Origin of the sequence: Roseateles amylovorans (assembly GCF_025398155.2) — a bacterium.
Classification (GTDB): Bacteria; Pseudomonadota; Gammaproteobacteria; order Burkholderiales; family Burkholderiaceae_C; genus Roseateles; species Roseateles amylovorans.
This window is the reverse complement of the sequence record NZ_CP104562.2, coordinates 5,247,860-5,269,817: the sequence shown is the minus strand read 5'-3', so window position 1 is coordinate 5,269,817 and position 21,958 is coordinate 5,247,860. Positions and strand designations below refer to the sequence as shown.

Here is a 21,958-nt window from a genome sequence, read left to right as displayed (position 1 = left end):
GGCGCATGAATGACCTGCTTCGAGACGGTGGCCAGGACCGCTTCGCCTTGCTCCAGACCTTTCTCCGTGTGGCGGAGGCGGGCAGCTTCTCCGCGGCCGCCGTGCAATTGGGAACGACGCAGCCCACCGTCAGCCGACGGGTGCAGATGCTGGAGGCCTTGCTGGGCGCGCGCCTGGTCGAACGCTCCACCCGCGGACTGCGCCTGACCGAGGAAGGCGAGCGCTGTGCCGCCCAGGCGCGGGACCTGCTGGACCGTTGGGAATCGCTGGCGGAGGACGTCGGCGACAAGGGCGAATCGCTCAGCGGCACGTTGCGCCTGCGGGTGCCGCATGCCTTCGGACAGAGTCAGCTCATGGATCCGCTGACCACCTTCATGCGGCGGCATCCGCGTGTGACGGTGGAATGGTCGCTGCAGGATCAGGTGCCGGACTTCAGCCGGGAGGCGGTGGATTGCTCGCTGGTGGTGGGCCATGTCGACCAGCCGAACCTGGTCGCGGTGCAACTGGCGGAGGTCCCGCGCGTGCTGGTGGCCTCGCCGGAGATCGCCGCCGCACTGCCGGAGGGTTTCACCGCGAGGGTCGAGGAACCAGCGCCAGCGGCAGCCCCTGCCAGGGCGCTGGCAAGGGTAACGTCAAGAAGGCCGGCGGGTGGCCTGCGGGGGACGACGAGGTCGCCAGCGGTGGCGTCGGCACCATCCGCAGAGGCCGTGGTTGCTGCGCTGCGTGCCGCGCCTTGGCTGGCGCTGACGACCTTCTACCGGGACGAGATCGAGCTCCGTCCGCAAGCCGGTGGCGAGTCGGTCTGCGTGCCGATCCATCCTCGCTTCGGCACGGACAGCCTGTTCGCCCTGATCGAGGCGACCCGTCGCGGCCTGGGGATGGCGCTGATCTCGCAATGGGCGGTGATGGAAGACCAGTCGCAGGGCCGGCTGGTGCGCGTGCTGCCGAACTGGTGTGCCACGCCGTTGCCGATCTCGCTGGTCTACCCGTCGCGTCGACTTCAGCCAGCGCGGTTGCGAGCCTTCGTGGCGCTGATGCGGCAGGTCGTGCCCACCATGCCGGGCATGCGCCAGGCTCGACGGCACTGATCGGCGGGCTGACCGGTGCGCGAGAAACAGTTGCTCACGCTTTCGCCTTGAATCCGACGGCCACCTACGAATTTGAGTGAATGACGTCGGTCCTTCAGCGGCCTAGAGTCAGCGCCATGGACATCGACATCTACCGCTCATTGATGAACGCGGGCGTGGCCGAGCCTGATGCGCACCAGGCGGCCGGGGCGATTCGTCAGGACATCGACCGGCGCTTTGCGCTGCACCAGACCGCCGGACACTCCGCCTTCGCGACCAAGGTCGACCTTGCGCACCTGCGCACCGATGTGACGGCGGAAATCGCTGAGTTGCGCGCGGAGGTGCATGGTGTGCGCGCCGAAGTGTCCGGGCTGCGCGCGGACGTCGGACAACGCATGGGGGAGATGCAGTCTCAGTTCAGCCAGCAGATGAGCGAGGTGCATCAACGCATCAGTCATCTGGAGGCGGAATCCAGCCGCGGCATGAGCCAACTGGAGGCGGGAACCGCTCAGCGCCTGGCCGACATGCAGCGATGGCTGGTGGCGACCATCGTCGGCGCCGCCGCGCTGGTGGGCGCCTTCGTCAGGCTCACGCAGTGAGCGCCTGCAGGTGCGGCATGCAGGCGGGGCGTGGAGAGAGCAGGCTTCGCCAGCGCCCAGCGCCCGGTGCCCGGTGCCCGGTGCCCAACGAGCCTAGCAAGAGCCGAGCGGGAGCCGAGAAAGCGCCGAGCAAGAGCCGCACGCCCCACCATGCCGCACGTGTCGCTCGATTGGCAGGTGGGCGTCGTCTGCGGCCTCACGACCGATAGTTGTCCTGCATCCGATAACCGCGCGCATACAGCGCGAACAGCAGCGCGGCCACCAAGGCGAATCCGGCGAAGAAGAACATCTGGAAGGCGGTCACGCTGGTGCCGGTCGATTGGATGTAGTGGGTCACCGACTCGCCCTTCACGCTTGCATTGGCCATCAGCACCCACAGGTTGCCGATGGTCACCGACAGATTCCAGAAACTGGTGATCACGCCTTTCATCGCCAGCGGTGCCTGGCTGTAGGCAAATTCCAGCCCGGTGGCCGACACCAGCACCTCGCCCAGCGTCAGCAGCGCATAAGGCAGGATCTGCCAAGTGATGGCCACCTCATGGCCGCCGTCGAGCCACAGCTGCAGCCCGCCGACGACGATCCAGGCCAGCCCGGAGAACGCGATCCCCGCGCCCATGCGTCGCAGCGCGGTGACGCGCAGGCCCAGACGGGCCAGCAGCGGATACAACACCAGGTTGTTCAGCGGAATCAGCAGCATCACCAGGGCCGGATTCAGCGCCTGCATCATCGAGGACTTGAACCATTCCGGCTTGGCCATCTGGTCGGCCTGCAGCACCCAGGTGGAGGCCTTCTGGTCAAACAGCGACCAGAAGGGCGTGACCAGCGCAAACAGCACCAGCAGGCGCAGCACGGTGCGCACGCCTTCCACCGCGTCGTCCGGATGCGGCCCACGGGCGCGCTCCAACTGCATCCAGGCACCCGCGCCGCCAAAACCCATCACCAGAACCAACGCGGTGCAGAACGCAATCACGAAGCCCCATTGCGGCGACATGGCCAGCGCGCCGATGGCGAGCAAGCCACCGATCACGGCCACCACCAACCCGGGACGACCTTGGCCTTCGCCACGGCTGGTCAACGCGGTGCGCACCACCTTCAGGAAACTGTGCGGGTCATGCTTGGCCGTCGGCGCGATGCGAACGTACTTGCGGCGCCCGCTCCAGAACACCGCAGTGGCGATGAACATCAGCACGCCTGGAATGCCGAAGGCCACGCTCGCACCGAAGCGATCCAGGAAGATCGGCATCAGCAGCGAGGCGAAGAACGAGCCGAAGTTGATGATCCAGTAGAACGCGTCGAAAACCTTCTGCGCGAGTGACCGGTTGGACTTGTCGAACTGATCGCCGATAAAGGAGCTCACCAGCGGCTTGATGCCGCCGGAGCCCAGTGCGATCAGGAACAGGCCGGTGTAGAAGCCTTGGATGTTGTTCTCGAAGATCGCCAGGCACGCGTGGCCGGCGCAGTACACCAGGCTGAGCCACAGGATGGTGTGGTACTTGCCGAAGAAGCGATCCGACAGCCAGCCGCCCAGCAGCGGGAAGAAGTACACCCCGATCACGAAGGTGTGGAAGATCTCCTTGGCCTCACCCTTGCGCAGCGGCTCCGGAATCGACAGCAGCAGGCTGGTCATCAGGAACACCGTCAGGATGTTGCGCATGCCGTAGAAGCTGAAGCGCTCGCAACCTTCGTTGGCGATGATGTAGGGAATCTGCGGCGGCAGCGTGGGCGCGGCAGCGTGGCCGGACGCGCTCTGCGGCGCTGCGGCGGTGGGAACGTGGCTCAAGGAAGGGTCTCCGTCTCGAAGGTCGAGGGCCTGGATCCAGGGGTGAGGATCCCCGGCGCTCGCCAGCGTTCATCGGCGCGGGGTGCGGTTTCGACACCCCACAAAGAAACAGCCGCCGGGCGTGTGGCCGCGGCGGCTGGCGCGGACGGGAAGCGCCGGTCGGCGCTCCCGTCGGATCAGGCTTCGAAAGGCAGCTTGATCTGGTTCAGGTCCTTGCGGGTCTCCACCAGCACCAGCGGACCGTCATCGCTGACGACCACCGGCGCGGGCTCGCGGCCCAGGGGCGCGGGCGCCGGCTCAGCAGCGATCGCAGCCTGCACGGCGGCGATCTTGTCGGCATCGCTGTTGACCCAGACCAGGCCCGCACCTTCGGCCACTGCATTCAGGTCGCCGATCGGCAACTCGAAGCGCGGCACCGCGGCGGGAGCCGGAGCCTGAGCAACAGGTGCCGGTGCCGGTGCCGGCGAGGCTGCGGCAGCGGTCACCACGGCCTGCTCAGCCACCGGTGCGACGGCCACAGGGGCCACCGCCACAGGTGCCGACGGGGCCGGTGCAGCGACCGGCACCGACGCTTCCGCGCCGAGTTCCAGCTGCTGCGGCGAGTCCTGCGACTCGGCGCCTTCGGTGCCCGCCAGCTCGCCTTCACGGCGGTCGCGGCGATAACGGTCGCGACCCCGGCGACGACGTCCACCCTGGCCTTCGGCGTCTTCACCGACTGGCGCTTCCTGGCCGTCTGCGGCAACGCCTTCGTTCAGGGCGCTGTCGGTTGCTACGGCGCCGTCGGCGGACACGCCGGCATCGGCCGACAGCTCCTGGCCTTCGACTGCACCTTCCGCACCCTCGGCGCCACGATCGCGGCCACCACGGCGACGGCGACGGCGGCCCTGACGCTCTTCACCCGTTTCCAGGTTCAGCGCGAGACCGTCCGGCAGCGTGTCGGCGAAGGCGGTGGGCGATTCAGCGTGCGCGGCTTGGGAAAGATCCGCTGCTTCCGCGCCGGCGACCGGCAGCAGTTGCTCCTGCGTGGCCACGACGCCGTTGGCATCGGTACGTGCCGGGCGATCGCCGCGCTCCTCACGACGACGACGGCCTTCGCCGCGGTCGCTGCGCTCACCGCGTTCGGCACGGTCGCCACGCTCCGGGCGCTGCTCGCCGCGGGCCTCGGGACGTGCGTCCGCGGCCAGTTCGGGCTTGTCGGCGCGTGCTTCATTGCGACGGCCACGGTCACCGCGTTCGCTGCGGTCACCCCGCTCGGCACGGTCACCCCGTTCCGGACGATCACCGCGCTCGCCACGTTCGGTGCGCTCACCGCGATCCGTCCGCTCGCCACGGGCCTGGGCGCCGTCCTGTGCCGGCTTGCCTTCGCCGCGCGGCTTGCCGTCGCGGGCCTTCTGCTCGCCACGATCGCCCCGCTCGGCGCGGTCACCACGCTCGCCACGTTCACCGCGTTCACCGCGTTCGCCACGGCGGTTGCGGTCGCCACGGTCACCCCGGCCGCTGCGTTCACCGCGTTCGCCGCGGTCCTTGCGGGCCGGCTCGGCGGTCTTGGCTTCGGGTTCGGGCGTGGGTGCCGGGGCGGGCGCACCACCGAACACCTTCTTGATCCAGCCGAAGAAGCCACCACCCGCGTCGACCGGTGCGGCCGGCGTGGGTGCGGGAGCGGCTGCCACCGGCTCGGCGGCCTTGACCGGCGCGACGGCGGGGGCCGGCATCGGCGCGGGTTGCTCGGGCAGGATGCCCTTGATCACCGGCTCTTGCTTGTTCTTCTTCTCGGCGCCGCGGCGGGTGATGCCCACCTCGTCCTGCGGCTCTTCGATCATGGTGTAGCTGGCCTGCAGGTTTTCCAGGCGCGGGTCGTCATGGCGCAGGCGCTCGAGCTTGTAGTTCGGCGTCTCGAGGTGCTTGTTGGGCACCAGCAGCACGGTCACGCGCTGCTTGAGTTCGATCTTGGTGATCTCGGTGCGCTTCTCGTTGAGCAGGAAGCTGGTGACTTCCACCGGCACCTGCACATGCACGGCGGCGGTGTTGTCCTTCATGGACTCTTCCTGGACCATGCGCAGGATCTGCAGCGCGGAGGATTCCGTGTCGCGGATGTGGCCGGTGCCGTTGCAGCGCGGGCAGGTGATGTGGCTGCCTTCGCTCAGCGCCGGGCGCAGGCGCTGGCGGCTCAATTCGAGCAGGCCGAACTTGCTGATGGAGCTGAACTGCACGCGGGCACGGTCCTGGCGCAGCGCATCGCGCAGCCGCTGTTCGACCTCGCGGCGGTTCTTGGACTCCTCCATGTCGATGAAGTCCACCACGATCAGGCCGCCCAGATCGCGCAGGCGCATCTGGCGGGCGATCTCGTCGGCCGCTTCCAGGTTGGTGCGGGTGGCGGTTTCCTCGATGTCGCCGCCGCGGGTGGCGCGGGCGGAGTTGACGTCCACCGAGACCAGCGCCTCGGTGTGGTCGATCACGATGGCGCCGCCGGACGGCAGGTTCACCGTGCGGCTGAAGGCGGTCTCGATCTGGTGTTCGATCTGGAAGCGGCTGAACAGCGGCGCGTCGTCGCGGTAGCGCTTGACCTTGTGAGCCGTCTCCGGCATCACATGGGTCATGAACTGCTGGGCCTGCTCGAAGATGTCGTCGGTATCGATCAGGATTTCGCCGATGTCGGCGGTGAAGTAGTCGCGGATCGCGCGGATCACCAGCGACGACTCCTGATAGATCAGGAACGCACCCTTGCTGCCCTGGGTCGCCTCATCGATGGCGGTCCACAGCTTGAGCATGTAGTTCAGGTCCCACTGCAGCTCGGCGGCGCTGCGGCCGATGCCGGCGGTGCGGGCGATCAGCGACATGCCCTTCGGGTATTCGAGCTGGTCCAGGGCGTCCTTGAGCTCTTCCCGATCCTCGCCCTCGATGCGGCGCGAGACGCCGCCGCCGCGCGGATTGTTGGGCATCAGCACCAGGTAGCGGCCGGCCAGCGAGACGAAGGTGGTCAGGGCCGCGCCCTTGTTGCCGCGCTCTTCCTTTTCCACCTGGACCAGCAGTTCCTGGCCTTCCTTGATCACGTCCTGGATCTTGGCGGAGCGCACATCGGCGCCTTCGCGGAAGTACTGGCGGGAGATTTCCTTGAACGGGAGGAAGCCGTGGCGGTCCTCGCCGTAGTCCACGAAACAGGCTTCGAGCGACGGCTCGACGCGCGTCACGACCGCCTTGTAGATGTTGCCCTTGCGCTGTTCGCGGCCTTCGATTTCAGTCTCGAAGTCCATCAGCTTCTGGCCATCGACGATGGCCAGGCGACGCTCTTCCTGCTGCGTCGCATTGATCAGCATGCGTTTCATCAGTTCTCCTCCGCGTCCGGACCCGAGTCGCGGACGCATACATCAGAACCGCCGCCGGAAAGGGACCGGCGGGCGATTCGACCGATGCACGAGAAACGCGAGAGAACCGTGGAAGGAATCGCCCTGGACTGCAAGCAACGGACCGATCGTCCGTTCAGCGCTGCAGCGTTGGCGCGTGCGTCGCAGGCCCCGATCCGGATGTTCCGGCCCGCAAGCGCGATGTCGAGGAATTCGACACCGCGGCCCGCCCACGGCCGGAGCCTGACGTCCGGGTCTTACCGGGACGGGCTCGCAAGCGGCGGGGGGTGAGGGGGACTGGGGGAATCATCCGGACTGAATGCCTGGGCGCTGACGCCAGCCCGCCGATTCGACATCGGCGCTCTGGCGTCGTGAAACCTTGTTGTTCTGCCTGCGCCGCCATTTCAAGCGGTGGCGCAGACATGGTTCTGACGACGTTGCTCTTCCATCCGGTGACCTCGACTGCCGCCTCACTTGGGGAGGAGACCCGACCCGGTCCATCGGATGTTGCACTACCTAAAAGTGGTGAGCAGCCTACTAACAATTGCTACTTACCGCCACGTCGTTGTCGACGTTCCAGGCTTCTGGCCCGGGTAAAATGAGAAAAATCAAATACTTACAACGCGAACGTGGCAAGCAGCATTATAGGGGCTAAAGCCCGCCGGGCCGCCCCAGGGACTGCCCGGGGTACCGGCACTGGCAAGCGCACTCGAAACGGCGCGGTCATGGTGCGCGGTGCTTCCACGACCGTCGCCAAGCCATCCCCGGTAAAGGCTGAAGCGGTTGCTGCGCAGAAGACTGCAACGAAAACCGCAACTGCAACCAAAACTGCGGCTGCGGCTGCGGCGAAGCCTGCACTTGCCAACCCGATGCCGGCGGCACCGATCGCGACAGCGGCCAGCGCCGCGCCGGCCCAGGTTCGCCAGTTGACCGTCGACGAAGGCTCGGACGGCCAGCGGCTGGACAACTTCCTCACCCGCGAACTCAAGGGCGCGCCCAAGACGTTGATCTACCGGATCATCCGGTCCGGCGAAGTGCGCATCAACAAGGGCCGCTGCGCCGCCGACTCCCGGCTGGCGACCGGCGACATCGTCCGGGTGCCGCCGTTGCGGTTGTCGGAGAAGCCAGCGGATCCGTCGGTGCCCGCTCGCGAGTTCCCGATCGTCTTCGAGGACGACCATCTCATCGTCGTCGACAAGCCCGCCGGTGTCGCCGTGCACGGCGGCTCGGGCGTGAGCTTCGGTGTGATTGAACAGCTGCGTCGCGCCCGGCCGCAGGCCAAGTTCCTGGAGCTGGTGCATCGCCTGGACAAGGAAACCTCCGGCCTGTTGATGATCGCCAAGAAGCGCAGCGCCTTGACCCATCTGCAGGATCAGCTCCGCGAACGCGAGACCGGCAAGACCTACGCCGCGCTGGTGGCGGGCAGTTGGACGGCCAGCCGCAAGGTGGTCGATGTGCCGTTGCTGAAGTTCATCGGCAGCGACGGCGAGCGCTGGGTGCGCGCGGTGACCGACTCGAACGATTCCCACGCGGACCAGGCCAAGCGCTCGATCAGCCTGGTGCGGATCGCGGAAGCGCTGCCGGGCTACAGTTTGCTGGATGTGACGATCAAGACCGGCCGCACCCATCAGATCCGGGTTCACCTGTCCCATGAGGGGCATCCGATCGTCGGCGATCCGAAGTACGGTGATTTCGAGGCCAACCGCGCCCTGGCGCGCGGCGCCCTGCGCTTTGACCGGATGTTCCTGCATGCGCGTCAACTGCGCTTCAACCATCCCGCCACCGGCGACACCTTGACCCTGCACGCACCGTTGCCCGACGACTGTGAGAAGCTGCTGGCCGCGCTGCGCCGAGGGGCACGCTGACATCCGCCTCGCCTCCCGCCGCGGAACGGCAGTGTGCCGCTGATCGCTGATCGTTCCGTGCCCCTCGCTTTCTGCGGCCTTTGCGGGCCGCTCCCACCGCCCACCCACCTATGCCGCAACGTTTCGACCTGATCGTGTTCGACTGGGATGGCACCCTGTTCGACTCCACTGCGCTGATCGTCAACAGCATGCAGGCCGCCGCCGTGGACCTGGGCCTGGAAGCGCCCAGCCGCGAGCGCGCCAGCTATGTGATCGGCATGGGACTGATCGAAGCGCTGGCGTATGCCATGCCCGGTTTGCCGCAGGAACGGTATCCGGAGCTGGGCCAGCGGTATCGCCACCACTACTTCGCCTCCGCGCATGAGGTCACCCTGTTCGAGGGCGTGCCTGCGATGCTGCTGTCGCTGAAGGCGCGCCATCACTGGCTGGCGGTGGCCACCGGCAAGAGCCGCCGGGGCCTGGACGAGGCTCTGGCCGCCGTGGACATGACCACGCTGTTCGACGGCACTCGCACCGCCGATGAAACCGCCGGCAAGCCCAATCCGCAGATGCTGCTGGAGCTGATGCGCGAGTTCGGTGCCGAGCCGTCCCGCACCTTGATGATCGGCGACACCACACACGACCTGCAGTTGGCCCGCAATGCGGGCTGCCCCGCCATCGCCGTCACCTACGGCGCCCATGAACACGGTCCGCTGCTCGCGTTTGAACCGCTGCTGGTCGCCCATGACGTGGCGACGCTGCAGACCTGGCTGCTCGACCACGCCTGAGCCGGTGAACCCCTCCTCATGAGCACCGATCGAGACACCCCCCACCTCCCCGACACGCCGGCGCAGCCGCTCTGCGCCTCGGACGCGCTGATCGAGCGCGGCCGCGCGCACACCTTCGATGTGCTGCATTTCCGCCAGCCCGCCAGCGCCTTCGCGCTGCGGTTCGACGGCCAGGTGGTGGGCTACCTCAACCGCTGCACCCATGTGCCGACCGAGATGGACTGGCAGGAGGGCGAGTTCCTGGACGGCGACAAGCGCTACATCATCTGTTCCATCCACGGCGCGGTCTACCACCCGCTGGATGGCCGCTGCGTGACCGGCATGTGCGGGCGATTCGGCCTGACCAAGCTGGACGTTCGTGAGCGTGACGGACAGGTGTATTGGTATCCTTCCCGCGACACCCGTCCCGCCTTCGAGGACTGAATGACCCAAGACCAACACCCGTTCCCGCCACCGATTCCCGACGCCACACGCCGCCCGGAAGACATGTTTGATGCCGCGTCGGCCCCGCCGCCCGCCGCTGCGCCTGCGCGCCCGTACGACGCGGTGATCGAGCAGTTCGCCCATGACTATCTGCGCGACCGCCGCAGCGAGCGTCGCTGGCGGACCTTCTTCCGCCTGATCTGGGTGGGCCTGTTCGTGCTGCTGGTCTGGGGCCTGGTCTCGCAGCGTCATCACACCGCCACCACCACCGGCCCTCATACCGCCTTGGTGGAAGTGCGCGGCGAAATCGCGGCCGACACCGAGGCCAGTGCCGAGCTCATCGTCTCCGCCCTCAAGGCGGCGTTCGAGGACCCGAACAGCGCCGCGGTGGTGCTGCGCGTCAACTCCCCCGGCGGCAGCCCGGTGCAGGCGGGCATCGTCAATGACGAGCTCAAGCGGCTCAAGGCGCTGCACGGCAAGAAGGTCTATGTGGTGGTGGAGGAGATCTGCGCCTCCGGGGCCTACTACATCGCCGCCGGTGCCGATGAGATCTATGTCGACAAGGCCTCGATCGTCGGCAGCATCGGTGTGCTGATGGACGGCTTCGGCTTCACCGAGCTGATGAAGAAGGTCGGCGTCGAGCGCCGCCTGATGACCGCCGGTGAGAACAAGGGCATGCTCGATCCCTTCTCGCCGGTGACGCCCAAGCAGCAGGCCTATGCGCAGGCGATGCTGGATCAGATCCATCAGCAGTTCATCGCCGTGGTGCGCGAGGGCCGCGGCAAGCGCCTGAAGGAATCGCCGGAGATGTTCTCCGGATTGTTCTGGAATGGCGAGCAGGCGGTGGAGATGGGTCTGGCCGACGGCACCGGCAACCTGGACTTTGTCGCCCGCGAGGTGATCAAGGCCGAAGAGGTGGTCGACTACACCCCGCGCGACAACGTGGCGGAACGTCTGGCCAAGCGCTTCGGCGCCGCCATGGGCGCCGGGGCGATCAAGGCGATGCGCGAGATCGGCCACCTCCGCTGAGCCGGCGGCGTCACCCGACGCCAACGATCTGGGGCCCTGCCGTGATGGCAGGGCCCTTTTTCGTGGGCGTGTGCGCCGCAGCGACAATCCGCCACCGACCCAGCCATCGTTCGCCAGGCCTGTTCCCGTTGATCACCCGAATCCAGGATCGTCCTCATGAACCTTGCTCCGCTCCGCTTCCCGTTGTTGCCGGTCTTCGCCTTCGCCTGCGCGTGGGCGTTGTGGCTGTCTGGCTGTGCATCGCCGATGTCCGCGGCGTCGCCGACGCTGGCCGTGCCTGCTGCAGCGTCCACCGATTCCGCCAAGCCATCGACACCGGCTTCACCATCGCCTTCATCGCCTTCATCGGCTGCTTCTCGCTCATCCGCGACCTTCGTCCTGCTCGGCGAGCTTCACGACAACCCTGATCATCACCGTGCCCGCGCGGCGCAACTGCGTCAGTGGGTGGCGCAAGAGCCGCGGACCGTGGTGGTCTTCGAGCAGATCGGTCGAGCGCAGGATGCAGCGGTCGCGCAAGTGCGGCGTGCGCAACCGAATGACCTCGAGGCCGCGCTGCAGGCGGCCCAGTTCGATCGCAAGGCCTGGGGATGGCCGCTGCATCAGCCTTTGTTCGAGGCCGTGATCCAGTCCGGCGCCGAACTGCGTGGCGGCAACCTCGATCGTGATCAGGTGCGGCGCATCGTGCGCGAGGGCGATGGCGCCTGGCCGGCCGACCTGCTGGCGCTGCGTGCCCGCACGCCCTGGACCGAGGCCCAGCAGCAGGTGCTGCGAAAGGACATTCAGGAGGGCCACTGCGGTGTAATGCCCGAAGCCATGCTGCCAGGCATGGTGCAGGCCCAGCGGGCGCGGGACGCCGCGATGGCGCAGGCGATGCTCACGGCCCAGGCCCAAGGCGCGAAGCGGGTGGTGCTGATCGCGGGCAACGGCCATGTGCGCCGCGATGTCGCGGTGCCGGTCTATCTGCAGGCCGCCGGGGTGCCCGCCACGGACATCGATGCCGTTGGCTACCTGGAGGCCGGCGGACCGGAAGCGGCGGGCGGCTATGACCGGGTCGAACGCGCCGTCGCGCCACCACGTGAGGACCCCTGCGCCGCGTTCAAGCGCTGATTGGCAGAGCGCCCGGTGCACTGACGGCCGAGGCTGGCCGACGTTCGTCGCCCGTCGGTGCGCTTCGGGCTGCCGGGGTCAGGCCAGCACGACGTCCACGCCGCGGCGGCGCAGCTCGGCCACGATCGCGGGATCGGCCTCGCTGTCGGTGATCAGCAGGTCCAGTTGCTCCACCGGCGCAATCACCGACAGGTTGCGCTTGAGCAGCTTGGAGGCATCGGCCACCGCGATCACCTGACGCGCGATCTTCATCATCTGCGCATTCAATTGCGCTTCCAGCAGATGCGGCGTCATCAGGCCGATCTCCGGATCCAGGCTGTCGACCCCCAGGAAGAGGCGGTCGGCATACAGGCTCTGCAGCGCCGTCACGGCTTGCGGACCGGAGAGCGAATACGAGTTGGTCCGCAGCAGACCGCCGGGCATGATCACATGCACATTGGGCACCGTGGCGAGCAGCACCGCGATGTTCAGCGCATTGGTGATCACATTGAGTGACTGCAGCCGCAGGCCGCGGATCTGCTTGGCGATTTCTTCGGTGGTGCTGCCAGAGTCCAGCAGGATGGTCTCGCCATCGCGGATCAGCCGGGCGGCCTCGGTGGCAATCCGCACCTTCTGCTCGTGATGCAGCTTCTGCTTCACGCTGATCGGCACTTCTTCGGTGTCGCGATGGGCCAGCGCGCCGCCGTGGGTGCGCAGCAGCGCGCCGCTGGAGGCCAGCGCATTGAGGTCGCTGCGGATGGTCACCACGGAAATGCCGAAGCGTTCCGCCAGCTCATCCACGGTGACGCGGCCCTGCGTCTGGACCTGCTCGCGGATCAGCCGTCGGCGCTCGTCGATCAGGAGCGAGGCCTCGTGCTTGTCGGCGGAAGGGCTGGTGGCAGTCGTGGCGCTCATGGTGGGCAGATCGTCAGATCGTCAGGTCAGCAGAGGGGAGGCCGGCGTCGGGTGCGTCAATCGTCCCAGGCGCCATCGGCGAATGGAACTTTCGAATCATATCGAGTCGACAGCGCCCCACGCACGACCGGGCGCCTGCCGGATCAATCGCTTTCGAGTGACGACAGATCGATCGCGTGACCGGACCACCGCGCCGCCGCCATCGCCGCCCCCAGTTCCGGGCCGAAACGCGGCGTCTGGAGTTCGGCGGCGGGCAGCCGGCGGGCGAGGGCGGCCCGCAGCGGGCTCGTCAGGCGCTCTCCGGTTTCGAACAGACCGCCACTGTAGGAGACAGGCACCGTGGCTTGCGCCGGAATCGTCAGCTGCGACGCCACGCCGGCCGCGAGTGCGGCCAGTTCATCGGCCGCGCGGATGATCAGGGCGTTGGCCTGATCGTCGCCCTCGGCGGCGGCGGCCGTCACCAGGCGTGCCAGTTGAGCCAGTCGGCTGCGTGCGGCCTCGCCATTCACATGGGCGCAGAGGTCCAGGTCGTGCTCGAGCTGGAAGTGGCTGCGCACCAGCGCCAGCAGCGGTCCCGGTGCTGCACGTCCGTCAGCCATGCGCGAGAACAGGGCCAGCCCTTCGCGCGCCAGCCAATAGGCCGAACCTTCGTCGCCGAAGACTTCGCCCCAGCCGCCGCAGCGCGCGCCGCGTCCGGCCCATTCCCCATAGGCAATGGATCCGGTGCCGGCCACCAGGCTGATGCCGTCGGCGCCGGCCAGCGATCCCGCCCAACTGCAGATCATGTCGTTGCCGATGCGGCTGCGGGGCAGCAGGTCCGCCAGCAGTGCGTCGAATGCGGGCAGCAGCCGGCTGTCTTCGCCATGGGCGGGCAGGCCGGCGAAAGTCGCGGTCACCTGATCGGTGCGCAGTCCCGCCTGTCGCAGCGTGGCGGTGACGCCATCGCGCAGCAGCGCGCGCAGGGCGTCGAAGCCGATCTCCAGGTAGTAGCTGGTGGGCGCGAGATGATGGGCCAGCCGCTGCCCTGATGCGTCCAGCAGCAGGAAAGAGGTCTTGGTGCCACCACCGTCAATGCCGAGGAACACGCCGCTCATGCTCAAGCCTGGGATGGGTCGAGGGGATGGATGATGACGCCGCTCACCACACGGGTGACGGTGCCGGAGGCGCTCGGATTGTCCGGCGTGATGCCGAGCCGCAGCGAGGCCAGCAGCGCCAGGCACTGACCGAAGACCAGCGCGACCGGCGCCAGGCCCAGGTCGGAGGCCGACGGGGGGAGCGTGAGCGTCACGTCGTCGTTGCCAAGCTCCGCCGCTTCATCGGCGCCTGCGGGGGAGGCGGTGCCCAGGGCGACCACCCGTGCGCGGCCCTCCCGACGCAGTTCTCGCAGCAGGTCCAGGTCATAGCGGCGGGTGTAGCGGTCGTTGGACAGCAGGATCAGCACCAGCGTGCGGTCGTTCAGCACCGTTTTCGGACCATGGCGGAATCCCAGCGGCGAGTCCGCCAGCGCGACCAACTGGCCATCGGTCAGCTCCAGGATTTTCAGGGCGGCCTCGCGGGCCAGGCCTTGCAAGCCGTTGCTGCCCAGCACCACCACGCGCTCGAAGGGCTGGGCGGCGAGGGTGGTCAGCCGGTCGCCCTGCGTGGCCAGCAGTTGCTCGGCGGCGGCGCCCAGCGCGCTCACCGGCGGCAGGGGCAGGTTGAAGGCCCAGGCGGCGGCCAGCAGCATGCCGGTGAAGCTGGAGGTCATCGCAAAGGCGCGGTCATGGGTCTCGTCCGGCAGCAGCAGGACATGGGCACGCGGCTGTCCGCTCAGCCGGCGATTGAGCGTGCCCTCCTGTGCGCAGGTGACGACCAGGTGATGGCAGTTCCCCACCACCTGATCCGCCAGTTCGACCGCCGCCAGGCTCTCGGGACTGTTGCCCGAGCGGGCGAAGGACACCAGCAGCGTCGGCACGCCCGGGGGCAGGCATTGCGCGGGGTTGGAGACGATGTCGGTGGTGGCCACCGCTTCCACCCGCAGGCCACGGCCGTCCGCGCGCGCACCCAGTTGCTGCAGCAGGGCCGGGGCCAGGCATTGCCCGATGAAGGCCGAGCTGCCCGCGCCGGTGAGCACGATGCGCAGGTCCGGCAGGGCCAGCAGCGGCGCCAGGAAGGCGTCCAGCGCCGGACGATCCCGCTGCACCAGGGCATGAACCGCCGCCCAGACGGCGGGCTGCTGGGCGATCTCGCGGGCGGTGTGGGGCGCGCCGCGACGGTCCAGGTCGGAAGGGTCGAGGTGGAGCAAAGTCATCGTGTCGGTCGTCTGAAAGGTGGGGCCGAGCGCTGGGGCAGGCGCAGGGGAGCGATCGGTCGGGCGTCGTGAAAAGTGTGGCGTCGGGGGTGGGGTCGTGCTGGGTGCAGGGCAGGGTCGAGGTCGGGCGTTGCGGTGTTGATGTCGACTTCGATGTCGATGTCGATGTCGATGTCGATGGCCCGCGCTCAGCCGCGCTCAGGCCGAGCACGCCTCCAGATAGGGGCGCAGCGATTGGGCGGTGCCGTCGCGCAGCAGCTCGACGGGGCGGTTGCGCAGTCGGCCGTCGCGGATGGCGTCGTACTGGCGCGGCAGGTACTGACTCAGCAGGGTCAGTGGCGGCGGGGAGCTCTCCAGTCGGTTCAGCAGCGTGGCGCAGGCACGCTGGACCGTCGGATGGGCCCAGTAATAGCGGATGCGGTCGCTCAGGCTGTAGGCCAGGTCCACGTCCAGCCGCTGGGCATCCTGGTAGTACGGACGCCAGTGCTCGGGCTCGGCGCGCATCACGCCCAGCACGGTTTCCACCAGGCCGTCGCCATGGCTGCGGCGCTGGCCCAGCCAGTCGCGCTCCACGGCGGCCAGCGCCCACAGCGTTTCGCGCAGCGCGAAGGTCACGCCGGGGCCGACCTTGAGGATGGCGAAATGGTCTCGCGCCAATTGGGCGAGGCGCTCCGGCGTCTGGTAGTCGGTCGAGTGGGCCTCGAACACCAGGCGCGGCTCCGATTCGATGAACGCGCTCAAGGCGCGCGCCTTCTCGGGCCGGTAGTCGATGACCTTGTGATGATCGAATTCCACCCCCGGCTGCACCACCATCGCGATCACCCGGGTCCAGGCATCGTCCAGTCCGGCTTGGGCAAAGCCCTCGCGGTGCAGCGCCAGTGTGTGGCTGGCGGCCTCGGGCGAGGTGACGGCGAGTTCGTCGAGATCTTCATGGGCGCCGCCCGGCACGGGTACCTCGGTGCCGATCACATAGACCGGCGGCTCGCCGCGGTCCGGCATCTCGGCCCAGGCGCGTTCGGCTGCACGGCACAGGCGCACCGCGCGTGCGGCGATCTCGGGCTCGGGCAGGGGCACCGGGTCGTCCGCGCAAGACATCGAGCAATCCAGATGGATCTTGCGGAAGCCCGCCTGCACATACTGCGCCACCATCACTTCGGCCTTGGCCATCGCGACCTCCGCCGATTGCTTTCGCCAGGCATTGGGACCGAGATGGTCGCCGCCCAGGATCAGCGCGTCCGGTGACAGGCCTTCGTTAGCCGCAATGCCGAGCACGAAGCGGCGGAAGTCTGCCGGTGTCATGCCGGTGTAGCCGCCGTCCTGATTGACCTGGTTGGAGGTGGCCTCGATGAGCGCGGGGCGGCCCTGGGCGACGCATTCGCGCAGCGTCGCGGCGATCACGACCGGATGGGCCGAGCAGACCGAGGGAATACCGACCGCCGTGGCGCCGGTGGGCGCCTGCTTGTGTCGGCGCACGAGTTCGAGCATGAGTTTCAAGCGGGCTCCTTGTCGGCGGCATTGGCGCCGGCGGATGAATCTGAGGAGGCGGCCGGGCCGCCTTCCGGTTGAAGGGCCAGCAGCAGGGCGGCGAGCAGCGCCAGCCCCACGCCGACCAGCTTGGTGCCGCTGGGGGTGGCGCCGCTCAGTGCCATCGACAGCAGCGCCGTCAGCAAGGGCGCACCGGCGTTCACCATCGGCGACACCACCAGCGCCTTGCCGTAACGGAACGCATAGACCAGCGTCAGTGCACCGATGGCGTTGAGCACCTGGATCACGGCCGCCAAGCCCGGGCCGTCCCATCCCCAGGGGATCGGGCGGCTGAAGTCGGTCATCCACAGCGCCACCGGCACGCACAGCAGGGCGCTCAGGGTCATGTAGAAGAAGATGCTTTCGGCACTGGCCGCGTTGTTGGCGGTCTTCAGGAAATAGGCCTGCAGGCCCCAGGCCAGCATCACCACCAGCGCGAGCACGAACCACAGGCCCAGCGGTTGACCCTGCTGGCCGGTCTGGAAGTCGAACAAGGGCAGCGAGCACAGCGCCAGCACGATGCCGGCCACGCCCAGCCGACCGGTCCGCTCACGCAGCAGGCCGAAGGACAGGGCGATGGTCACCGCCGGCGACAGCGACACGATCGGAAAGATCAGATAGGCCGGACCGGACTCGACCGCCCGGAACAGCAGCATCTGCCCGCCCGCGCCCAGCAGTCCCACTGCCAGACCGAGCCCCACCGCGCGCGGATCGCGCTGCAGCTTCCACCCCGCACGCGCCAGCACCAGCAGCGCCGGCGGGATCATGGTCAGCGCCCACACGACGTAGATCAGCGTGTCGGGAAAGCCGCGCTCCGAAGAGAAGCCGGTCAGGGCGCCCCAGGCACCCCAGAACAGGGTGGTGACCAGTGCATAGGTCAGCCAATGTCGTTGCATGGTTGAAGCTTTCGGGAGAGGTCGTTAGGCTCGATTGAGCTTTCGTACGAAAGAATAGGTCAGCCCAATCAGAAACACAACGGAAGTTTGGCCCGGGCTGCCAGGAATCCGGCGATTTCCAGGGAAAACCCCAGCAAGCCGATTCGATGCACCTGCGTGGGAAATCGAAAGCGCGTCTTCACAAAAGATGTTGCCTTTCGTAGAGGCTGTCATCGAAAGTTAAAACGTTGGTAAAAACCATATGCGAAATCATTCGAAAGGAATCGTAGACTTTCGGCAAGCCGGCAGGTCCAAGCACGCCGGCAGTGCGCGCCTCCCGAGCTGTCCTTCGGCGCGTCTTTCCTTGAATGGCCTCCCCCCGGCTGCCTGACGCGGCTGCCAAGACAACGAAGGAATCCTGAGATGAGTGCTCGACTGCATTCGCCGCAGACGCGGTTTGCCCTCCGACCCCTGGCCGCCGCGATGCTGGCGGCCCTGGGTTGGCTGGCCGTGGCGGCCCCGGCCCTGGCGCAGGACGCGCCGAAGACAGACGCTGCGCAGGCCGAGACCCAGGCAGCCAAGGACGCGAAGGACGGCAAAGAGATCAAGAAGGACGCCGACCAGACCCTGGATCGCGTCGAGATCAGCGGCACCCGCGCCAGCCTGCAGCGTTCGTTAAACCTCAAGCGCAATGCGGCGGCGGTGCAGGACAGCATCAGCGCGACCGAGCTGGGACGCTTTCCCGACGACAACGTGGCGGACTCGCTCAGCCACATCACCGGCGTGTCGATCTCCCGCACCGCGGGCGGCGAGGGGCAGAAGGTCAGCGTGCGCGGACTGGGTCCCGAATACACCCTGACCACCTTCAACGGCCGCATCCTGGCCACCGATGGCGAAGGCCGCGATTTCGCGTTCGACGTGCTGCCGTCCGACATCATCAACGGCGCCGATGTGGTCAAGTCCGCGCAGGCCTCGGTGATGGAAGGCGCGATCGGCGGCCTGGTGAACCTGCGTTCGGCCAGCCCCTTCGATCAGCCGGGCCAGCATGGCCTGCTGCGGGTCGAGGGTGACCGCAACACCATGTCCAAGCTCAACGGCGGGAAGATCTCCGGCACCTACAGCAACACCTTCGGCAAGGAACTGGGCGTGCTGGTGGGCGTGGTCTATGCCGACCGCAAGGTGCGCACCGACACGGCCGGCAATGACGGCGGCTGGACCCGCAATCCGATCTCGGATCCCGCGGCCAACTGGACCGGCAATGCCTGGGGCGGCAACATCGATCCCAACGGCAACGGCGTCCTGGATCCGGATGAAGAGGGCCTGATCGGTCCGGGTCAGTTCCGTGTCGGCTCGATCATGGAGCAGAAGAAGCGCCTGGCGCTGTCGGGCAAGGTCGAATGGCGGCCCAGCGACAGCGTCAAGGTGGTGGTCGACGGCATCAAGACCCGGCTGGACTCGCCGCAGGTCGGTTACCAGCAATCGTTCTACACCCTGTTCGCGCCGGGTCGCTGGTCCGACATCAAGGTGCAGAACGGCGTCGTGACCGGCTTCACCATGAACAGCGCCGATCCGGAACAGCAACTGAATCCGGAGCTGCTGAACCTGACGACCCACCGCGTCGTGGACAGCGCGCTGTACGGCGCCAATGTCGAGTGGAAGGCCACCGAGACGCTGAGCTTCAACGGAGACCTCTACCAGTCGAGCTCCAAGCGCCATTCCGGCGGGCAGGACACCTACACCGTCCTGCGGATGAACCAGCCCAATGTGACCTCGGTGCAGTTGACCGGCTCGCAGGTGCCCAACATCTCCACCACCTTCGCCGACGGCCGCGACCTGATCAGCGGTCTGGCCAACGGCCTGTTCGGACCGAAGGACTTCAACACCCATTACCTGGGCCTGAGCGGTGACAACATCGACGACAAGATCCGCGGCATCACCCTGAACGGGGCCTGGACCGTCGATCGCTTCCATGTCGACACCCTGCGCTTCGGCGTCAGCACCACGCGCCGCGACAAGAACCGCGACCTGGTCGACAACGCGATCAACGGCGGAGAGAACTACTACTCCGGCACCAATGCAATCAACGTGGGAACGCTGGGCGGCAATGTGCTGGACCAGCACCTGAGCCTGCCCAACTTCATGAGCGGGGTCAGCGGCAGCTTTCCGCGCAGCTTCCTGGGTTTCGACGTGCCCAACTACCTGGCGGCCTTGCAGGCCTACAACGGCAAGCCGCGTCCGGACGGTGGCACCTACGACTTCAGCCAGGCCGGCCCGGTCTGGAATCCGCTGCAGAGCTATCGCGTGCGGGAGAAGACCACCTCCGCCTTCGTCCAGGCCGATCTCTCCGGCGATCAGTGGAATGCCGATGTGGGCGTCCGCCTGGTCCGCACCAAGACCACCGCCAAGGCCTGGGATGCCAAGATCGCCAGCCTGACCGAGAACGGTCCGTTCAACTACACCGCCGTCTATGCGGACCCGACCGAGATCGTCCAGGACGCGAGCTACACCTACGGTCTGCCGTCGGCCAACTTCGTCTGGCACTTCAACGACAAGCTGCAGCTGCGCCTGGGCGCGGCCAAGACCATGGCCCGGCCGTCGGTGGAGCAACTCGCACCCACCAGCACCACCGCCAGCGTGGCCTGGGGCGACTTCACCCAGGTCTACGGCGGCAACGCGGATCTGAAACCCTACAGCGCCAAGCAATACGACGCCTCGCTGGAGTGGTACTACGCCCGCAACTCGGCGCTGACCTTCGCGGTGTTCCAGAAGAACATCAAGAACCAGATCACCACCAGCTGGGAAACCGGCGTGGACATCGGCGTGCCCGGCCATCTGTTCAATGTGATGAAGCCGATCAACGGCGACACCGCCCGGGTGCGCGGCATGGAGATCGGCTTCCAGCACCTGTGGGACAACGGCTTCGGCGTGCGTGCCCAGTACACCCGCAACAATTCCAAGAGCGTGGTGGCGGGCGTGGAAGGGCCGCTGGCGGGCATCGCGCCGGCGACCTCCTCGCTGGGTCTGCTGTATGAGAAGGGCCCGTGGAGCCTCAGCGCCACGGCCGACCACACCGATGAATTCGTCTCCGCGATCAATGTCATCGGACCGGGCTTCCATGAGCGCGCCAAGGCCATCACCTGGCTCACTGCCCAGGCCTCCTACGAGGTCAATGAGTGGTTGAAGATCAGCATCGAAGGTCGCAACCTCACCGATGCCAAGCAGGAATACACCCTGGGCAACGGCGCGATCACCCTGCCCAACGGCTACAACCGTTGGGGCCGTGCCTTCATGCTCGGCGCCAGCCTGAAGTTCTGAGCCTCACCCGCGTGGCGATCCGTCGCCACGCGAGGCGCCGTCGCGCCCCTGGCGACGGCTGTGTGCGCATCACGCTGTAGTACCTCCCCGCGGCAGCGGCGCTTCCCTTGTTTTTTCAACCGCGGCGCTGCCGCATGTTCATCAAGGAGGACCCATGAAGCGAGTTTCTACAAAGTGGATTCAACTCGGCGCATCCGTGCTGCTGGGATTGACGATGGCCACCGCCCAGGCGCAGACCTGGTGGAAGCCGGGTGTGAACACCACCTGGCAATGGCAACTCACCGGCACGGTCAACACCAGCTACAACGTCGATGTCTACGACGTGGACCTGTTCGACACCCCCACCCAGACCATCGCCCAGCTCAAGGCCGCCGGCCGCAAGGTGGTGTGCTATTTCTCCGCCGGCAGTTCGGAGAATTGGCGCAGCGACTTCAACCGCTTCCAGGCGGCCGACATGGGCAACGCGCTGGACGGCTGGGACGGCGAACGATGGCTGGACACCCGCTCGGTCAATGTGCGCTCGATCATGCTGAGCCGCCTGGATCTGGCGGTGTCCAAGGGCTGCGATGGGGTCGAGCCCGACAACGTCGACGGCTATTCCAACAGCACCGGCTTTTCGCTCACCTCGGCCACCCAGCTCGACTACAACAAGTACCTGGCCAATGCCGCGCATGGTCGCGGTCTGGCGATCGCGCTGAAGAACGATGTCGACCAGTTGTCCGCGCTGGAGCCGTATTTCGACATGGCGGTGAACGAGCAATGCAACCAGTACGCCGAATGCGGTGGCTACTCGGTGTTCACCAGCAAGGGCAAGCCGGTGTTCAACGCCGAGTACGCCAGCAAGTACCGCAAGAACACCAGCGGTGCGCGCGACAAGCTGTGTGCGGCCATGGCCACCGCCAAGATCCGCACCCTGGTGCTGGCGCTGGATCTGGATGATTCCTACCGCTTCAGCTGCTTCTGATTGAAGCGCTGGGCCCCCACCGATGTCCTCGGCGCGGACATCGATGGGGGCCGGTGCTGACCTTCCCCTTCTTCCCCGCAGTTCCGCGTGCCGATGAGGCTGCGCCCACAAGGTCCCG

Annotated in this window: 16 protein-coding genes; 9 read left to right on the top strand and 7 right to left on the bottom strand. The window is 67.3% G+C overall.

Features of this window, described 5'->3' with window-relative positions; genetic code table 11:
• Positions 1-5: 5 nt before the first annotated feature.
• Positions 6-1,088 carry a LysR family transcriptional regulator gene (locus tag N4261_RS21780; protein ID WP_261757344.1) on the top strand — a complete coding sequence of 361 codons (1,083 nt, stop codon included), beginning with the start codon at positions 6-8 and terminating at the stop codon, positions 1,086-1,088.
• 80 nt (positions 1,089-1,168) lie between these two features.
• Positions 1,169-1,666, top strand: a complete 498-nt coding sequence (locus N4261_RS21775; protein WP_261757343.1) for a CCDC90 family protein — start codon at positions 1,169-1,171, stop codon at positions 1,664-1,666.
• Between the two features lie 196 nt (positions 1,667-1,862).
• Here N4261_RS21775 and N4261_RS21770 read toward each other — a convergent pair whose 3' ends face one another.
• Positions 1,863-3,383 (bottom strand): POT-type proton-dependent oligopeptide transporter, encoded by a 1,521-nt coding sequence (locus N4261_RS21770; protein ID WP_261760809.1) that lies wholly within the window; start codon positions 3,381-3,383, stop codon positions 1,863-1,865.
• 239 nt (positions 3,384-3,622) lie between these two features.
• Positions 3,623-6,769, bottom strand: a complete 3,147-nt coding sequence (locus tag N4261_RS21765; RefSeq protein ID WP_261757342.1) for an Rne/Rng family ribonuclease — start codon at positions 6,767-6,769, stop codon at positions 3,623-3,625.
• Between the two features lie 887 nt (positions 6,770-7,656).
• Here N4261_RS21765 and N4261_RS21760 point away from each other — a divergent pair.
• From N4261_RS21760 to N4261_RS21740, 5 genes are all read left to right on the top strand, one after another.
• Positions 7,657-8,652 carry an RluA family pseudouridine synthase gene (locus tag N4261_RS21760; RefSeq protein WP_261757341.1) on the top strand — a complete coding sequence of 332 codons (996 nt, stop codon included), beginning with the start codon at positions 7,657-7,659 and terminating at the stop codon, positions 8,650-8,652.
• A 110-nt stretch (positions 8,653-8,762) separates the two neighbouring features.
• On the top strand, positions 8,763-9,419 hold the full coding sequence (locus N4261_RS21755; RefSeq protein ID WP_261757340.1) for an HAD family hydrolase: 657 nt from the start codon (positions 8,763-8,765) through the stop codon (positions 9,417-9,419).
• An 18-nt stretch (positions 9,420-9,437) separates the two neighbouring features.
• Positions 9,438-9,842, top strand: coding sequence for a Rieske (2Fe-2S) protein (locus tag N4261_RS21750; RefSeq protein WP_261757339.1), 405 nt, complete (start codon positions 9,438-9,440; stop codon positions 9,840-9,842).
• Entirely contained in the window at positions 9,843-10,871 is a 1,029-nt protein-coding gene (locus tag N4261_RS21745) for a S49 family peptidase (RefSeq protein WP_435531965.1), read from the top strand. It abuts the gene before it with no gap.
• 156 nt (positions 10,872-11,027) lie between these two features.
• Positions 11,028-11,978 carry a ChaN family lipoprotein gene (locus N4261_RS21740; protein WP_261757338.1) on the top strand — a complete coding sequence of 317 codons (951 nt, stop codon included), beginning with the start codon at positions 11,028-11,030 and terminating at the stop codon, positions 11,976-11,978.
• Positions 11,979-12,056: 78 nt separating this feature from the next.
• On the opposite strand, the gene N4261_RS21735 is transcribed toward N4261_RS21740, so the two are convergent.
• The 5 genes from N4261_RS21735 to N4261_RS21715 form a co-directional block, all read right to left on the bottom strand.
• Positions 12,057-12,872: a DeoR/GlpR family DNA-binding transcription regulator gene (locus tag N4261_RS21735; protein WP_261757337.1), complete on the bottom strand. Its 816-nt coding sequence runs from the start codon at positions 12,870-12,872 to the stop codon at positions 12,057-12,059.
• A gap of 143 nt (positions 12,873-13,015) precedes the next feature.
• Positions 13,016-13,966, bottom strand: a complete 951-nt coding sequence (locus N4261_RS21730) for an N-acetylglucosamine kinase (RefSeq protein WP_261757336.1) — start codon at positions 13,964-13,966, stop codon at positions 13,016-13,018.
• A gap of 2 nt (positions 13,967-13,968) precedes the next feature.
• Positions 13,969-15,162, bottom strand: coding sequence for an AgaS family sugar isomerase (locus tag N4261_RS21725; RefSeq protein ID WP_261757335.1), 1,194 nt, complete (start codon positions 15,160-15,162; stop codon positions 13,969-13,971).
• 198 nt (positions 15,163-15,360) lie between these two features.
• The gene (locus N4261_RS21720; protein ID WP_261760807.1) at positions 15,361-16,647 is read right to left on the bottom strand and encodes a D-tagatose-bisphosphate aldolase, class II, non-catalytic subunit; all 1,287 of its coding nucleotides are present in this window, start codon (positions 16,645-16,647) and stop codon (positions 15,361-15,363) included.
• Between the two features lie 5 nt (positions 16,648-16,652).
• Positions 16,653-17,582: a DMT family transporter gene (locus N4261_RS21715; RefSeq protein WP_261757334.1), complete on the bottom strand. Its 930-nt coding sequence runs from the start codon at positions 17,580-17,582 to the stop codon at positions 16,653-16,655.
• 402 nt (positions 17,583-17,984) lie between these two features.
• On the opposite strand from N4261_RS21715, the gene N4261_RS21710 reads away from it, so the two are divergent.
• Entirely contained in the window at positions 17,985-20,876 is a 2,892-nt protein-coding gene (locus tag N4261_RS21710; RefSeq protein WP_261757333.1) for a TonB-dependent receptor, read from the top strand.
• Positions 20,877-21,030: 154 nt separating this feature from the next.
• Complete coding sequence (locus N4261_RS21705; protein ID WP_435531964.1) at positions 21,031-21,840, top strand: endo alpha-1,4 polygalactosaminidase; 810 nt, start codon at positions 21,031-21,033, stop codon at positions 21,838-21,840.
• The last annotated feature ends 118 nt before the right edge of the window (positions 21,841-21,958 follow it).

Bases quoted from the DNA above. Each gene is read 5' to 3' on its own strand.
- N4261_RS21760 (WP_261757341.1), top strand. From the start codon at position 7,657: ATGCCGGCGGCACCGATCGCGACAGCGGCCAGCGCCGCGCCGGCCCAG.
- N4261_RS21730 (WP_261757336.1), bottom strand. From the start codon at position 13,966: ATGAGCGGCGTGTTCCTCGGCATTGACGGTGGTGGCACCAAGACCTCT.
- N4261_RS21775 (WP_261757343.1), top strand. From the start codon at position 1,169: ATGACGTCGGTCCTTCAGCGGCCTAGAGTCAGCGCCATGGACATCGAC.
- N4261_RS21765 (WP_261757342.1), bottom strand. From the start codon at position 6,769: ATGAAACGCATGCTGATCAATGCGACGCAGCAGGAAGAGCGTCGCCTG.
- N4261_RS21710 (WP_261757333.1), top strand. From the start codon at position 17,985: ATGAGTGCTCGACTGCATTCGCCGCAGACGCGGTTTGCCCTCCGACCC.
- N4261_RS21735 (WP_261757337.1), bottom strand. From the start codon at position 12,872: ATGAGCGCCACGACTGCCACCAGCCCTTCCGCCGACAAGCACGAGGCC.
- N4261_RS21750 (WP_261757339.1), top strand. From the start codon at position 9,438: ATGAGCACCGATCGAGACACCCCCCACCTCCCCGACACGCCGGCGCAG.
- N4261_RS21725 (WP_261757335.1), bottom strand. From the start codon at position 15,162: ATGACTTTGCTCCACCTCGACCCTTCCGACCTGGACCGTCGCGGCGCG.
- N4261_RS21715 (WP_261757334.1), bottom strand. From the start codon at position 17,582: ATGCAACGACATTGGCTGACCTATGCACTGGTCACCACCCTGTTCTGG.
- N4261_RS21720 (WP_261760807.1), bottom strand. From the start codon at position 16,647: ATGCTCGAACTCGTGCGCCGACACAAGCAGGCGCCCACCGGCGCCACG.
- N4261_RS21745 (WP_435531965.1), top strand. From the start codon at position 9,843: ATGACCCAAGACCAACACCCGTTCCCGCCACCGATTCCCGACGCCACA.
- N4261_RS21740 (WP_261757338.1), top strand. From the start codon at position 11,028: ATGAACCTTGCTCCGCTCCGCTTCCCGTTGTTGCCGGTCTTCGCCTTC.
- N4261_RS21755 (WP_261757340.1), top strand. From the start codon at position 8,763: ATGCCGCAACGTTTCGACCTGATCGTGTTCGACTGGGATGGCACCCTG.
- N4261_RS21780 (WP_261757344.1), top strand. From the start codon at position 6: ATGAATGACCTGCTTCGAGACGGTGGCCAGGACCGCTTCGCCTTGCTC.
- N4261_RS21705 (WP_435531964.1), top strand. From the start codon at position 21,031: ATGAAGCGAGTTTCTACAAAGTGGATTCAACTCGGCGCATCCGTGCTG.